General features: G+C 55.8%; 12 protein-coding genes. 5 read left to right on the forward strand and 7 right to left on the reverse strand.

Annotated elements, in window-relative coordinates; translation table 11 throughout:
* The first annotated feature begins 248 nt into the window (after positions 1-248).
* Positions 249-2,630, forward strand: a complete 2,382-nt coding sequence (locus tag IM265_RS03505; protein ID WP_182035569.1) for a glucose/quinate/shikimate family membrane-bound PQQ-dependent dehydrogenase — start codon at positions 249-251, stop codon at positions 2,628-2,630.
* Positions 2,631-2,706: 76 nt separating this feature from the next.
* Here the strand turns inward: IM265_RS03505 and IM265_RS03510 are convergent, their stop codons facing one another.
* The 4 genes from IM265_RS03510 to IM265_RS03525 form a co-directional block, all read right to left on the reverse strand.
* On the reverse strand, positions 2,707-4,401 hold the full coding sequence (locus tag IM265_RS03510; RefSeq protein WP_048959568.1) for a methyl-accepting chemotaxis protein: 1,695 nt from the start codon (positions 4,399-4,401) through the stop codon (positions 2,707-2,709).
* A 160-nt stretch (positions 4,402-4,561) separates the two neighbouring features.
* Positions 4,562-5,680, reverse strand: coding sequence for an S-(hydroxymethyl)glutathione dehydrogenase/class III alcohol dehydrogenase (locus IM265_RS03515; protein ID WP_182035574.1), 1,119 nt, complete (start codon positions 5,678-5,680; stop codon positions 4,562-4,564).
* A gap of 31 nt (positions 5,681-5,711) precedes the next feature.
* Positions 5,712-5,987 carry a metal/formaldehyde-sensitive transcriptional repressor gene (locus IM265_RS03520; RefSeq protein ID WP_028013093.1) on the reverse strand — a complete coding sequence of 92 codons (276 nt, stop codon included), beginning with the start codon at positions 5,985-5,987 and terminating at the stop codon, positions 5,712-5,714.
* A gap of 91 nt (positions 5,988-6,078) precedes the next feature.
* On the reverse strand, positions 6,079-7,017 hold the full coding sequence (locus tag IM265_RS03525) for a LysR family transcriptional regulator (RefSeq protein WP_182035573.1): 939 nt from the start codon (positions 7,015-7,017) through the stop codon (positions 6,079-6,081).
* Positions 7,018-7,106: 89 nt separating this feature from the next.
* On the opposite strand from IM265_RS03525, the gene IM265_RS03530 reads away from it, so the two are divergent.
* The 3 genes from IM265_RS03530 to IM265_RS03540 all read left to right on the forward strand — a co-directional run bounded on the left by IM265_RS03530 (position 7,107) and on the right by IM265_RS03540 (position 8,765).
* Positions 7,107-7,583: a GNAT family N-acetyltransferase gene (locus tag IM265_RS03530; protein WP_136343248.1), complete on the forward strand. Its 477-nt coding sequence runs from the start codon at positions 7,107-7,109 to the stop codon at positions 7,581-7,583.
* Between the two features lie 121 nt (positions 7,584-7,704).
* Positions 7,705-8,373, forward strand: a complete 669-nt coding sequence (locus IM265_RS03535; RefSeq protein WP_028013090.1) for an epoxyqueuosine reductase QueH — start codon at positions 7,705-7,707, stop codon at positions 8,371-8,373.
* A gap of 119 nt (positions 8,374-8,492) precedes the next feature.
* The gene (locus tag IM265_RS03540; protein ID WP_028013089.1) at positions 8,493-8,765 is read left to right on the forward strand and encodes a YqjD family protein; all 273 of its coding nucleotides are present in this window, start codon (positions 8,493-8,495) and stop codon (positions 8,763-8,765) included.
* A gap of 25 nt (positions 8,766-8,790) precedes the next feature.
* On the opposite strand, the gene IM265_RS03545 is transcribed toward IM265_RS03540, so the two are convergent.
* Positions 8,791-10,254: an EAL domain-containing protein gene (locus IM265_RS03545; protein WP_063438044.1), complete on the reverse strand. Its 1,464-nt coding sequence runs from the start codon at positions 10,252-10,254 to the stop codon at positions 8,791-8,793.
* A 281-nt stretch (positions 10,255-10,535) separates the two neighbouring features.
* Between IM265_RS03545 and IM265_RS03550 the strand changes: the two genes are divergently transcribed.
* Entirely contained in the window at positions 10,536-11,420 is an 885-nt protein-coding gene (locus IM265_RS03550) for a MarR family transcriptional regulator (RefSeq protein ID WP_193030839.1), read from the forward strand.
* A 34-nt stretch (positions 11,421-11,454) separates the two neighbouring features.
* Here IM265_RS03550 and IM265_RS03555 read toward each other — a convergent pair whose 3' ends face one another.
* Both IM265_RS03555 and IM265_RS03560 read right to left on the reverse strand, forming a co-directional pair.
* Entirely contained in the window at positions 11,455-12,630 is a 1,176-nt protein-coding gene (locus IM265_RS03555) for an HlyD family type I secretion periplasmic adaptor subunit (RefSeq protein ID WP_028013086.1), read from the reverse strand.
* Positions 12,627-14,804 (reverse strand): type I secretion system permease/ATPase, encoded by a 2,178-nt coding sequence (locus IM265_RS03560; RefSeq protein ID WP_182035568.1) that lies wholly within the window; start codon positions 14,802-14,804, stop codon positions 12,627-12,629. The genes IM265_RS03555 and IM265_RS03560 overlap by 4 nt, the downstream gene beginning before the upstream one ends.
* Positions 14,805-14,821 lie beyond the last annotated feature (17 nt).

Here is a 14,821-nt window from a genome sequence, read left to right on the forward strand (position 1 = left end):
CACCCCTCACCCAGTTCCCTCTCCCACAGGGAGAGGGAACTGGGCTGTGCGTTAATCAAATAATGCGGAATGATTTATTAACAATTGCGTAAAACAAATTAACAGTTTTATCATAACGGCGGATTCACCATTTGGTTCGCGAATCGTAATATAAACAAGAATTCACTCGTTTTAATCATTACTCTCCCCGCACTTATTATCCAGATGGTACACACCCGGCAATGCGGAGAGATTCAAAGGAGACAGAAATGGCATTTGGCAGCGCGCCGCGCGGGATACCTCGTATTTTGCAGTGGCTCCTTGCCGGACTGATGTTGCTCATCGGTCTGGCGGTCGGCGGGTTGGGCTTCAAGCTCGCCGCCGTAGGCGGAAGTTTTTACTTCGTGATAATGGGCGTGGTGATGGTCATTGCCGCGCTCCTGATTTTCCTCAATCGCAGCAGCGGGATCGTGCTTTACGGCATCGCGTTTATTGCCTCGCTGTTCTGGGCGGTAAGCGATGCGGGCTGGGATTTCTGGCCGCTCTTCTCGCGCCTGTTCACCTTTGCCGTACTGGCCTTCCTCTGCGCCATCGTCTGGCCTTTCCTGCGCGCGGCCAACCGCGGCGCAGCGAATAAAGCCCCGGCTTATGGCGTTGCGGCGGTTCTCGCACTGGCGATGCTGGTCAGCCTCGGCTGGATGTTTAAGCCTCAAGCCCTCGTGGCGGCGAACGAGCCCGTTCCGGTGAAACCCGTTGCTCCCGGCGAACAGCAGAAAAACTGGGAACACTGGGGCAACACCACCCACGGCGACCGCTTCGCCGCGCTGGACCAGATTAACAAGCAAAACATCAGCGATCTGAAAGTCGCCTGGGTGGCGCACACCGGGGATATTCCGCAGAGCAACGGCTCCGGTGCGGAAGATCAGAACACGCCGCTGCAAATTGGCGACACGCTCTATGTCTGTACCCCGTACAGTAAAGTGCTGGCGCTGGACGTGGATTCCGGGAAAGAAAAATGGCGTTATGATTCGAAAGCCACCGCCCCGAACTGGCAGCGTTGCCGTGGTCTGGGCTACTTTGAAGATCATGCAAACGTGACAGCGTCACAGACCGGGACATCGCCAGCGGCATGCCCTCGCCGCCTGTTCCTGCCGACCACCGATGCCCGTCTGATTGCCATCAATGCGGATAATGGCAAGCTCTGCGACGACTTTGGCGACCATGGCACCGTTGACCTGAGCGTTGGCATGGGCGAAATCAAGCCGGGCTATTATCAGCAGACCTCCACGCCGCTGGTTGCCGGAAACGTCGTTGTCGTCGGCGGTCGCGTCGCGGATAACTTCTCCACCGGCGAGCCGCCGGGCGTGGTGCGCGCCTACGACGTTCACACCGGTAAGCTCGCCTGGGCGTGGGATCCGGGTAACCCGAACCTGACCGGCCTGCCGCCGGAAGGCCAGACTTATACCCGCGGTACGCCGAACGTCTGGTCTGCGATGTCTTACGACGCTAAGCTGAACCTGATCTACCTGCCAACCGGCAACGCCACCCCGGACTTCTGGGCGGGCGAGCGTACCGCGCTGGACGATAAGTACAGTTCCTCCATCGTCGCCGTCGACGCCGCCACCGGACAGGTACGCTGGCATTTCCAGACCACCCACCACGACCTGTGGGACTTCGACCTGCCTTCCCAGCCGCTGCTGTACGACCTGCCGGACGGCAAAGGCGGCACCACGCCTGTACTGGTGCAGACCAGCAAGCAGGGCATGATCTTTATGCTCAACCGTGAAACCGGCAAGCCGGTGGCGAAGGTGGAGGAACGTCCAGTTCCGGCGGGTAACGTTGAAGGTGAACGCTACTCTCCGACCCAGCCGTACTCCGTGGGCATGCCGATGATTGGCAACCAGACGTTAACCGAGTCCGACATGTGGGGGGCGACGCCTGTCGACCTGCTTCTGTGCCGCATTCAGTTTAAAGAGATGCGTCATCAGGGCGTCTTCACCCCGCCGGGTCTCGACCGTTCCCTGCAGTTCCCCGGCTCGCTCGGCGGGATGAACTGGGGCAGCGTCTCCGTTGACCCGAACAACAGCCTGATGTTCGTCAACGATATGCGTCTGGGGCTGGCAAACTACATGGTGCCGCGCGCGAACGTCGCGAAAAACGCCAGCGGCATTGAGATGGGGATTGTCCCGATGGACGGCACGCCGTTCGGCGCAATGCGCGAGCGCTTCCTGTCGCCGCTGGGCATTCCGTGCCAGAAGCCGCCGTTCGGAACCATGTCGGCCGTTGACCTGAAAACCGGCAAGCTGGTGTGGCAGGTACCGGTTGGTACCGTGGAAGATACCGGCCCGCTGGGCATTCGCATGCACATGCCAATCCCAATCGGGATGCCAACGCTGGGCGCGTCGCTGTCAACCCAGTCAGGCCTGCTGTTCTTCGCCGGTACCCAGGATTTCTACCTGCGCGCGTTTGATACCGCCACCGGGAAAGAGATCTGGAAGGACCGCCTGCCGGTCGGCAGCCAGTCCGGCCCGATGACCTACGTCTCGCCGAAAACCGGTAAGCAGTACATCGTCATTAACGCCGGGGGCGCTCGCCAGTCGCCGGATCGTGGTGATTACGTTATCGCGTACGCGTTACCCGATAAGCAGTAACGGATGAAAAAAGGGACCGAAAGGTCCCTTTTTTGTCGGTCGGGAAAGCGAAGCGCCACCCGACACGGCCGGCGACTCAGAACGTTTCCCAGTTATCACCGTTATTCGCTACCGCCGGACGTAATGCAGCAGGTTTTACTGCCGCAGAGTTCTGCTGTTGAGTACGCCCCTGAGCCTTGCCGCTCAGACGAAACGCCCCGACCGCCTCTGTCAGACGCGCGCCCTGTTCTTCCAGCGACGCCGCCGCCGCGGAGGCCTCTTCCACCAGCGAGGCGTTCTGCTGGGTCACTTTATCCATCTCCGAAATAGCCTGGCTGACCTGCACGATACCGCGGCTCTGCTCGTCAGACGCGGCGGCAATCTCCAGCATGATGTCGGTGACGCGCTTCACCGCCTCGACGATCTCATTCATGGTATTGCCTGCGGCAACGACCTCACCGGAACCCTGGTCTATCAGCGAGACCGATTCGTTGATCAGGCTTTCGATCTCTTTTGCGGCGTTGGCGCTGCGGCTTGCCAGGGTACGAACTTCGCTGGCCACTACGGCAAACCCGCGTCCCTGCTCGCCCGCCCGCGCCGCTTCTACCGCCGCGTTAAGCGCCAGGATATTGGTCTGGAAGGCGATGCTGTTGATCACCGCGGTAATCTCAGAGATTTTCTTCGAACTGCTTGAGATATTGCCCATAGTTTTCACCACACCGGAGACCATCTGGCCGCCGCGGCTGGCTTTCCCGGAGGCATCTTCCGCCAGCTTGCTGGCATGATGGGCGTTATCGGCGTTCTGCTTCACCGTCGCGGTCAGCTGCTCCATGCTGGCGGCGGTCTGCTCAATCGCCGCGGCCTGCTGCTCGGTGCGTGATGAGAGATCGGTGTTACCGGCAGAGATCTCGCTTGTACCCCGGTAGATCTCCTCCGCTCCCTGACGGACGGTGCCGACCGTTGTTTCAAGGGAGTGCTGCATGGTTTGCAGATCGCGCGTCAGGCGGCCAATTTCGCTGCGTCCGGCCACGTCGTCCGGCATCGTCAGGTCGCCTTTGGCGATATTCTCGATACGTTTCGCTGCACGCTGCAGCGGATTAATGACCGTGCGGCGGAGCACGACGAAGGTCATCGCGGTCAGCACCAGCGCCAGCGCAAACGCGCCCACCATAAACATCAGGCCCAGCTGCGTGCGGCTGTGCGCCTGCGCCGTCAGCGCATTGGCGCGGTCGGTGCGGATCTTAATCGCCTTCAGCAGAACGGCGTTGTAAGCGTCGTCCAGCGGGCGCGCGGTCTCATTTTCGTGGTTGATGATCGCCTCGAACATGCCGTTTTTGGCAAATTTGACCATCGGCTGGAGGCCCGCGATATAGGCGTCGTAGCGTGCCTTCAGGTCTGCATCCAGCGCTTCGTCCGCAGCGCTGCGCACGGAACGATGCATATAGGCGGTAAAGCTATCCTGGGACTGCTTAATGCGCGTTTCCGCCTCACGGATGTTCTGCTTCATGGCCTCCATCTCTGCGATACGGCTTGCCGCGCCGGCGTGGATCATATTGATACGCGCGGTGCGCAGATGGTTTGAGCTGTTCGATAGCCCCATACGCACCTGAATTTCGGACGTAACGTCCTGCTGATCGTTGTCGGCCTGTAGCAGGAAATACCCCGCCAGACCCGAACTCAAGGCAAACAGCAGAATAATGCCACCGAGAATGGAGGAAAACAGCGGAACCAGCCTGATGTGATGCAGGAAGCTCAGCTTGCGCTGCGCCTGCATCGAAGAAGTGTTGTCCATGACCGTCGACTCTCTTATAGGTAAGATGCGCAAAAACACGCCTGTTAGATAGTCATCGGCACGGCAGAGATTTAGATTACGGCTAAAAACGCCGCACTGGTCACACTTTAGAGAAGATTATTAAAGAAATGCCAGCGGCTAAAAACCGCTGGCAGAAGAGTTACTTGTCGCCGAAATGAATGACGGTGCGGATGGATTTTCCTTCGTGCATCAGATCGAACGCCTCGTTGATCTGCTCCAGCGGCAAACGGTGGGTAATGAACGGGTCGAGCTGTATTTTACCGACCATCGCGTCTTCCACCATGCCGGGAAGCTGGGTACGCCCCTTCACGCCGCCAAACGCGGAGCCGCGCCAGACGCGTCCGGTCACCAGCTGGAATGGACGGGTTTTGATCTCCTGTCCTGCCCCGGCCACGCCGATGATGATGCTCTCACCCCAGCCCTTGTGGCAGCATTCCAGCGCAGAACGCATTACGTTGACGTTGCCGATACACTCGAAGCTGAAGTCCACGCCGCCGTCGGTCATCTCAACGATGACGTCCTGAATCGGTTTCTCGTGATCTTTCGGGTTCACGAAATCGGTCGCGCCCATTTCACCCGCCAGCTTGAATTTTTCCGGGTTGGTATCGACCGCGATGATACGCCCGGCCTTCGCCTGCACCGCACCCTGAATCACTGCCAGACCAATGCCGCCGAGACCAAACACCGCCACGGTGTCGCCCTCTTTGACTTTTGCCGTGTTATGCACCGCGCCAATGCCGGTGGTTACGCCGCAGCCCAGCAGGCAGACTTTATCCAGCGGCGCCTGCGGGTTGACCTTCGCCAGCGAGATCTCCGCGCAAACGGTGTATTCGCTGAAGGTGCTGGTACCCATGTAGTGATAGATTGGCTCACCGTTGTAGGAGAAACGGGTGGTGCCGTCCGGCATCAGACCTTTCCCCTGAGTGGCGCGCACGGCCTGGCAGAGGTTAGTTTTACCGGATTTACAGAACTTACACTCGCCGCATTCCGCCGTGTACAGCGGGATAACGTGATCGCCTGGCTTCAGGCTGGTCACGCCCTCGCCCACTTCCACCACAATCCCGCCGCCTTCATGACCCAGCACAGACGGGAAGACGCCTTCCGGATCGTCACCGGAGAGGGTAAATGCATCGGTATGGCACACGCCGGTATGGGTGATTTTGATCAGCACTTCGCCTTTTTTCGGCGGTGCGACGTCGATGTCGACGATTTTCAGCGGCTGGCCGGGGCCAAATGCAACAGCTGCGCGAGATTTCATCATGTCTTCCCTTTTTGTCAGGTGTGTGGATTTATTTTAGATAAGAGCGCAGCAAATGGCCGACTTCCGCCATGCGTACGGCTCGCTGATCCGGCGTTGTGTCTCCCGTCACCAGCTCGTCTTTGAGATGTATTTCAACCATTTCGCCCATCAGGCCATTGGCAGCGCCGCGCACGGCGGCAATTTGCTGCAGGATGGCCAGACAGGGGTCGCCCGACTCCAGCGCGCGTTCAAGGGCATCAACCTGGCCCCGAATGCGGCGGACGCGGGTAAGAATACGTTTTTTATCTTCGGGTGAGTGCGGCATATGCCCTCCTGATACTATAGGGGGGTATGGTATATGAGTTATCTTACATATGTAAACTTACTTTTAACGTGAAATCTAGATCGCGCTGAGCTTATCCGGCACTCATCCCCCTGCCATCTTGCGCCAGCATTTGCAGCTCCTCCTGAAGCCATCGGGTCGCCCCCCGCTGGCCGCTGCGCTTATGCGAGTAAATTTTCACCTCAAATTTGGGAATAGAGAACGGCAAGGCAAAAATCCTCAGTTCCGCCGCCGCCACCAGCTTCTCGGCGGCGTAACGAGGAATGGCCATCAGCAGGTCGCTATCCGCAACGATAAACGGCGCGCTCAGCATCGACGGCGTTTTGATCGCAATGTGCCGCGTATAGCCCAGCTGCTCGAGCCGCACGTCCAGGACGCCCTGCTTTTCATTCCACGGCGTCACCACCAGGTGTCGGGCAGCGAGATAATCCTCCAGCGTCAGCCGGGTCCGGCGTGCGTTGCTGATGACCACATACTCATCTTCAAACCAGCCGATCTCTTCCAGTTCCGGATGGCGGATATCGTCCTCGGTGCTGAAACCGAGCGCCAGATCCACTTCACCGGCCAGGAGTTCCGTCAGCGCCGGGCTGTGCGGCAGATAGCGCAATTCGAAACGCAAGCCCGGGGCAGCAGTCTGCAGCTTGTGCATCAGGGCGGGAAAAATACATAGCGCGGTAAAATCCGTAATCCCAATTTGCAAGCTTTCGGTACTGCTGGCGGCGTCAAACTCCGGCTGCGGGGTCAGCTCCTGATTAAGGAACGACAATGCGGAAGCAATAGAAGGCGCAAGCTGAGAGGCGTACACGCTGGGGGACATACGATGCCCTTCCCGAAAAAAGAGCGGATCGTTAAGGGCCGTGCGCAGACGCGACAGCGCATGGCTCAGCGCCGAGGTGCTCATCGCCAGCTCGTCGGCTGCGAGGCGAACAGAACGGTGGCGGTAAATGGCGTCAAAAACGGGCAGCAAGTTTAAATCAAGACGTCTCAGCGCCGGATGCATAATATTCATCAGTTGTTGATTTCATTGCACTTAATTCTTCGGACAATACTCCGTATGCTTAACGCCATCAATCGCGAACCGTGCAAATAACAGGAAAAACAATGAGCATAATCCTTCGTCAGGCCCGTCCCGAAGATGCAGCGGCTATTTACGCCATGATCTATGAGCTGGCGGTATATGAAAAAGCCCCCGAAGAGGTCGTAACCACGCCGGACGAGATCCGGGAAACCCTCTTTGGTGCGGGCAGTAAAACCGAGGCGTTGATCGCTGAGTTTGACGGCAGGATCGCCGGCTATGCCGTGTTCTTCACCAGCTATTCGACCTGGCTTGGACGCAACGGGATTTATATGGAAGACCTGTACATTTCCCCGGACTACCGCGGTAAAGGCGCGGGCAGAGCGCTGCTGAAACATATCGCTCAACTCGCGGTAAAACGGCAATGTGGCCGCCTTGAATGGAGCGTGCTGGACTGGAACCAGCCCGCCATCGATTTTTATCTCAGCATTGGCGCGCTGCCGCAGTCCGAATGGGTGCGCTACCGTCTTGACGGCGAAGCGCTGCTCAAATTTGCCGAATAGCGGCACCGCTCAGCGCGAGGATCCCGACCAGGCGGATCCTCGATTCCCGCCAGTACCGTCTGAAGACATTAATAACTTGTGCTACAATTCCATAAATTTCATTAACATATTGTAGAACAACATGAGTACAACCCCCTTCATCCGCCCGCAGCTCACCCTGCCAAACGGCGCCGATAAACTTCTGCTGCACTCCTGCTGCGCCCCCTGCTCCGGTGAAGTCATGGAAGCTATCCAGGCCTCGGGCATTGACTACACCATTTTCTTCTATAACCCCAACATCCATCCGCAAAAGGAATACCTCATCCGTAAGGAAGAAAACATTCGTTTTGCAGAAAAACACGGCGTGCCGTTTGTTGATGCCGATTATGATACTGATAACTGGTTCGAGCGTGCCAAAGGCATGGAGTGGGAGCCCGAGCGCGGCGTCCGCTGCACCATGTGCTTCGATATGCGCTTCGAGCGTACGGCGCTCTACGCGGCGGAAAATGGTTTCAGCGTTATCAGCAGCTCGCTGGGGATCTCTCGCTGGAAGAATATGCAGCAGATCAATGACTGCGGCCAGCGTGCGGCAGCGCGCTATCCGGGGATGGTCTACTGGGACTACAACTGGCGCAAACAGGGCGGCTCATCACGCATGATTGAGATCAGCAAGCGGGAACAGTTTTACCAGCAGGAATACTGCGGCTGCGTGTATTCCCTTCGGGACAGCAACCTGCACCGCAAGTCTCAGGGCCGCCCGCTTATCCGCATTGGCAAGCTGTATTACGGCCAGGATGAGAACGAAAAATAACGCCCTCTTCTGGTGTAGATATATCCGAAAACCGGCCAATTCCCTCCGAAATTTAGCGTTCCGCCTCTCATCTTTTCAAAGAGAGGCTATCCTTTAACTATCAACAAAAGGAGGCAAAAATGTCTGATTTCGGTACTGATAAAAACACCCAGTTTGCTGAAGACAAAGCAAAAAATAAATTTGATGAACTTTCAGGTTCAGCCCAGCAGCAGTTCGGTGAATTCGTTGATTCACCGAAGCATCAGGTAAAAGGTGCTGCGAAAAAATATGCCGCACAGGCCAGCGATGCTGTCTCTGACGTGACTGAAGCGGTCAGAAATAACCCGCTCACCGGTCTTATCGCCGCGGGTGCGGTTGGTATTGTGCTTGGCCTGTTGCTGGGACGCAAATAAACAAGGCCCTTCGGGGCTTTATTTTTTAGCTGAACAATCTCACCATGCGGTCTAATTCCTCCTCTTTCACGGCGCGCGAGAGATAATATCCCTGAAAGTTTTTCACACCCAGCTCGACTAATTTTTCAAACTTCTCCTCACTGTCAACGCCCTCTGCAATGCAAGCTGTTCCGGTCATGTCGCTGTAAATCTGTATCGCTTTAATCAGATTATAATCGTTGTCGTTCGCCACAAAATGATCGACGATGTCCCGATCCAGTTTCAGCCCATCAAAATGCACCTGCCTCACGGGGAACATGGCATGATGGCTTGAGAAGCAGTCGTCAAGAAACAGTTTGCACCCCGTTTTACGCAGGTGCCGCATGGTTTCTGGGATGCTTTTATCTTTCGTTACATCAATATCTTCCGCGAATTCAAAGACCAGCTTTTCTGCCCATTGGGGGTTAAGCAGCATGCCGATGGCTTTCCTGGCCATCTCTGGCAGCGCGTTCCCGGACGCCAGGCGAGGCGGTATATTAACGGAAAAATAGAATTTACCGTTATATTTATTAATCCCGGACACGGCGGCGTGGATCACCATAGCCGTAATCTTTAGCCATACTTCATAATTAGCGATGTCATTCAGAAAACGGGCTGGCTTGACTATTTTACCGTTTTTATTCCAGCGAATAAGTATCTCAAACCCCACCCCTTTCTTGTCGCGATCGGTAATGATCTGGTAGGCGGGAAATATCTCCCTTTTCACCAGCGCATTAAAAACTTCCGCTTCTTTATCCGTGAAGTCCACTCTTTGATTTTGGCTTTTAATCCGCCTTTCCACTTTTACATTGCGCGGTTCATTCAACCATCGCTTGATACAATGTAATTTCTGCAGACCTTCTTTACGATGGGTGTAAACCGTTTTATTAGAAAGCCTCAGTTTGTCGCACAGGTCTTTTATAGACATGCCGCGATAGAAGTTCAATAAAACATCAACCTCTCTTCTTGTCAGCCATTTGAGCTTTTCTGACGAAGAACAGTCCAGATAGTAATCGCGTAATAAGCGCGAGCGGTCCTTAAAGCCATTATTGTGGGTGTGGAAACAGGTTATTACATCAGATACGCTGGCTACGCGAATCAATGATAATTGATGACTGTTATTTAGAAGACTACCCAGGGTTCGATACAGCCAGCTGTCCGGTATATCACCATACAGGGTAACACGACGAATAACAGGAAGTGCATTGAGTACGGATGCCAGTCGCGTCAGGCTCTCCAGTAGACCTACCGTACCTTTTCCCAGGAACACTACGATGTGAGCGTTTTGATGAATAAGGATATTTTCCTTGTCAGGATCAGATAACTCATCTCCATCAAAGTGAATATGCGCAGTCTCAATGCCGTACTTTTTGAGCAGCAGGTGATATCCCTGAAACGTAAAGCCGCAGGTTGAAATGACAAATCTTCGCTCGTTGCGCGCATCATTCCTGAGAGAAATTTGGTGGGTCATAACCTGCTCCTGGGCACGAAAGCGCCATTATTATTATGAGTATGTATACCAACAGCGGTGTGTATAATAATTTTACAATACACCATCAGGTTAAGATACTGTTATCAACGCCATGCACTGTAACATCTTTGCGTTAATCACCCTTTTTCCAAACATAAATATAACTCTATATTTCTTTTAAAATACCGACCGCAAGCCACTTTTTCTCAGGTATAATGAAAATTCCGAAAAAGAAGGCTGGATACTTCATCTATCGGCTCATCAAATACGAGAAAAATGCTATGGATAATCACATCTCATCCAGGGCCTTGCTACATCGAAGGGATGTTATAAAAAGCAACCCGCGGTTTAGTGAGGCAATATTAGAGCACTACACAATCAATGACGTCATCTACAAAAAACAACCTTTGTTCTACAAGACAATGCTTCAGGAATCACGGTTTAACATTGTTCTTTCCATGTGTTGTTTTATATTTGGCAATCAGGCCGAATCCGTCTCAGAGATAAAAGAGTTATGTTCCCGCTATAAAATAGCCAGCCCCAACAGCGTTATTGCGATCATTACGTTACTCAGAACCACGGGACGCATCAGGACCTGGCGCTGTACGGAAGACCGGCGAAAAACGAGAATTGCCCCAACCGAAAAAGGATTGAATGAACTCAAACGCTATATGTCCGGTGCATTTTTACCCGTCAGCATTCTTTACCCGACGTTTAATATTGATGTTAACCTGCTGGATAATGACACATTGAGAAATAATTTCTTCCGCCGCGCGGCAGAATATCTTTTTAGGGGATTAACGTTCAGAAAAGTTTTACCGGAAGTGGGGTTATTTATTGATAAGGATGGAGGCCGCATGATTATGCTGTATCTTTACCTGCAGGCCATAAAAAACAAATCCGCCCACGGCGCGGTTATTCAATACTCCGCCAGCACGCTCGCTAAAGAATTCTTTGTTTCCCGGATCCACGTCAACCGGATTATCAAATCGGCGCATGAGGCAGGTTATCTTAAAGATCGCGGTGACGGTCGCCTGTCGGTGTATCCGGCGTTTTTCGAACTGGTCGAAAACTACGCCGGATTATATTTCGCCTATGTTACTCATTACATTAACGTGGTGCCGAAGGAGCGACGCCACCCAAACAACGTAACGTCAACGGTATAATACAAATGGCGTTCGGTATCCCGAACGCCAATCTTTATCTCTCGCGCAGCGCCTCTTTTGCCTTGTTCAGCGGTTTCAACAGATAATCCAGGATGGTTTTGCTGCCGGTTTTAATATCTACCGTTGCAATCATCCCTGGAAAGACCGGAAAGTCTTTGCCCTGCTTATTGGTCAGATGGTTACTGTCGGTGCGGATATAGACGCGGTAGTAGTAGACATCTCTTTTCACCTCGTCCTGCAGGGTGTCCGGCGAAATCATGGTCACCTCGCCCTCCAGCCCGCCATAGATGGAGTAGTCATAGGCCGTAATTTTCACCAGCGCTTTCTGCCCGGGGTGGATAAACGCGACATCGCGCGGCGAGATTTTCGCCTCAACCACCATCTGGTCGTCCAGCGGGACCAGGCTCATCAGCTTGCCGTTCGGGGGAATAACGCCGCCCACGGTCGTCACGTCAATATCCTTCACAATCCCACGCACCGGCGCGTTGAAGGTCAGCCGGGTCAGGGAGTCCTCACGCCCTTTCATCACCGAACGCTGGGCTTCAATCTCCGCGTTGGCTTTCGCCAGCTCTTCGCGGGCGCGGACGTAATACTGATTTTTCATCTCGGTGATTTTATTCTCAAGCTCATTTTTTTGACGCTCAAGACGTAACACCTCAACCTTGCTGGCCGCCCCCTGGGTCACCAGCGGACGGGTCAACGACAGCTCGCGCTGCACCAGCTCGGCGCCCTGACGTAAGCCGGCCAGCCCTTTTTCAAGGCTCTCGCGACGGGACTGATAGAGCGCCGTTTCCTGCTTGACCAGCTCAACGTCATCATCCAGTTCCTCGGGAAACGCGAGTTCCGTGTCGTTAACTTCGGCCTTCAGTCGCGCAGCCGTTGCCAGCGCCGCGTTCAGACGAGACTCGCTCTCCAGCACGCTGGACTCGGTCTTAGTCCGGTCAAGCTGTGCCAGCTGCTGACCGCGCTCAACGATATCGCCTTCGCGAACCAGCAGGCTGTGGATAATCCCCCCTTCCAGGGACTGAATCACCTGCTCATGGGAGGACGGTATCACCTTGCCGCTGCCGGTCGTGACTTCGTCCAGCTGGAACAGGCTCGCCCAGGCGATAAACACCGCCAGCAGGGCGAACAGCGACCATGCTACCAGCGAGGATCGTGGCAGGCGTGGCTCTTTCAGACGGCTGTTATAACGGGAGAAATCGTTCATGCCGCCCCCTCCTCTGCTACAGCCGCCGGCTTCATGGTCACGGTGCGCTGTGCCGCCTTTTGCGGCGCCAGCCCGTGCTGATGCAGGATCGCGTCGCGCGGGCCGTCCATCACCACCTTGCCGTTTTCCAGCACAATAATGCGGTCGACCAAATCCAGAATCGGCAGGCGATGGGTTGCTACCACCAGCGTCCGGCGCTTGCCCAGCCATTTGTGAAGATGCTGAATAAACTGCTTCTCGCTCATCTCGTCCAGCCAGGCGGTAGGCTCATCCAGCAGCAGGATATTCGGGGCAGTGATCAGCGCGCGCGCCAGCAGCAGCGCCTGACGCTGTCCGCCGGAGAGGCCCGTTCCGCCCTCGTTGATGATGGTGTTCAGCCCCATTTTCTGTTTGCGCACGTACTCCAGCGCGCCGCTATTCACCAGCGCCTGATGAATTTCATCGTCGGTGGCGAGCGGGTTCCCCATCAGGATATTGTCCCGCACGGAGCCAAAGAACAGCCGCGCCTGCTGGCTAAGCAGCTGCATGTCGCGACGCAGGTCGGCCGGGTCCAGATGATTGAGAGCAATATCGTCCAGCAGAATGCTCCCCTGCTGCGGCTCCTGCATGCCCGCCAGAAGCTGCAGCAGCGTGCTTTTACCGGAGCCGTTACGCCCGAGCACCGCCACGCGCTCACCGGCGCGAATCTGCAGTTTGCCGATGTTCAGCACGGTGAGTTTCTCTTCCTCGTCATAGTAGAAGCCGACGTCTTCCAGCCGGTAATCCCCGCGCAGGTAGGCTTTGTGCACCTTCTTCCCGTGCTGCGGATCGTCAATCGGGCGCTGCATCAGGTCGTCCAGCCCCTTGCGGGCCACTTTTGCCGACTGCCAGCGCGACAGCACGCCAGAGATCTGCGACAGCGGCGCGATGGTACGCGATGCCAGAATCGAGGTTCCCACCAGCGCACCAGTGGTCATGTCGCCGCTGATGACCAGGTAACAGCCCACCAGCAGGACTACCGCATAGACGATGGACTGCACCTCCTGGGTCCAGGTCAACAGCAGCCCCGTCAGCCAGCGCTGCTTCATGCCGACGCTGGCAGCCACGTCGTTGGTGTTGTTCCACTGGTTCTGGAAACGCTGCTCGGCGCGCATCAGCTTGATGTCTTCAATACCCTGCACCGCCTCCACCAGCGTCGCGTTACGAATGGCGGATTCACGCATCCCTTCGCTGGAGAGTTTCCCCAGCGGGCGCTGCACCAGCAGGCCCGGAATAAGCAGCAGCGGGACGGCGAGCAGGACCACCAGCACCAGTGGGCCGCCAATCATCCACAGAATAAAGACGAACAGCAGGAAGAACGGCAGGTCGGAGATCGCCGCAATGGTGGTCGAGGTGATGAGCTCGCGCACCGACTCCAGCTCGCGGATCTGGGCGATAAACGATCCGGTTGATTTGGAGCGCGCCCCGTTTTTAATTCGCAGCGCGTGAGCAAAGACGCGTTCTGAGATGCGCAGGTCGGCGCGTTTCCCCACCACGTCCGAAATATGTACGCGCAGCATGCGCATGATGAATTCAAACACGATGGCGAGCATGACGCCGCCAAACAGCACCCACAGCGTGGCCTCCGACTGCGACGGTACCACCCTGTCGTACACCTGCATGGAGAAAACCATACCGGAGAGCGCCAGCACGTTAGCGACCAGCGCCACCAGCATGATGTCGCTGTAGCGGCGCCAGTCCTTCAGCGCCAGCTGCCAGAACCAGTTTTTCTCATACGGTTTGATGTAGTCGTCCACGCGGGCATCCGGCGTAGACTCTAGCGGGCGCAGCACCAGTAGCGTTTTCAACCGTGAGCCGAGCGCGTCCCGCGTTAGCGTCGTCTCCAGCCCGCCGTCGCCGCTGAACTGCAGGCTGACGTTGCCTTCGTTGTCCATGCGGTTAATGACCGCGATTTGACCGCCAGTGAATTCCGCCAGCAGCGGCAGGCGCCACGGATCGAGAGATGTTGCATCCGTCGCCACGCGCATTCCCAGCCCTAGCTGGCGCGCCATCTCCTCCAGCACCAGCTGGCGCGGAGACTGACTTTCATGGTTAATCGTGACCCGAACGTGCTCCACCGAAAAGTCCAGCCGGTAGTGCTTCGCGATGATGAGCATGCCCTGCAGCCAGGGTTCGTACTGTGGATGTGTCTTCATAATCTCCGGGTTAACGC

The sequence above is a fragment of the Enterobacter cloacae complex sp. P17RS genome (assembly GCF_014895885.1).
Taxonomy (GTDB): domain Bacteria; phylum Pseudomonadota; class Gammaproteobacteria; order Enterobacterales; family Enterobacteriaceae; genus Enterobacter; species Enterobacter bugandensis.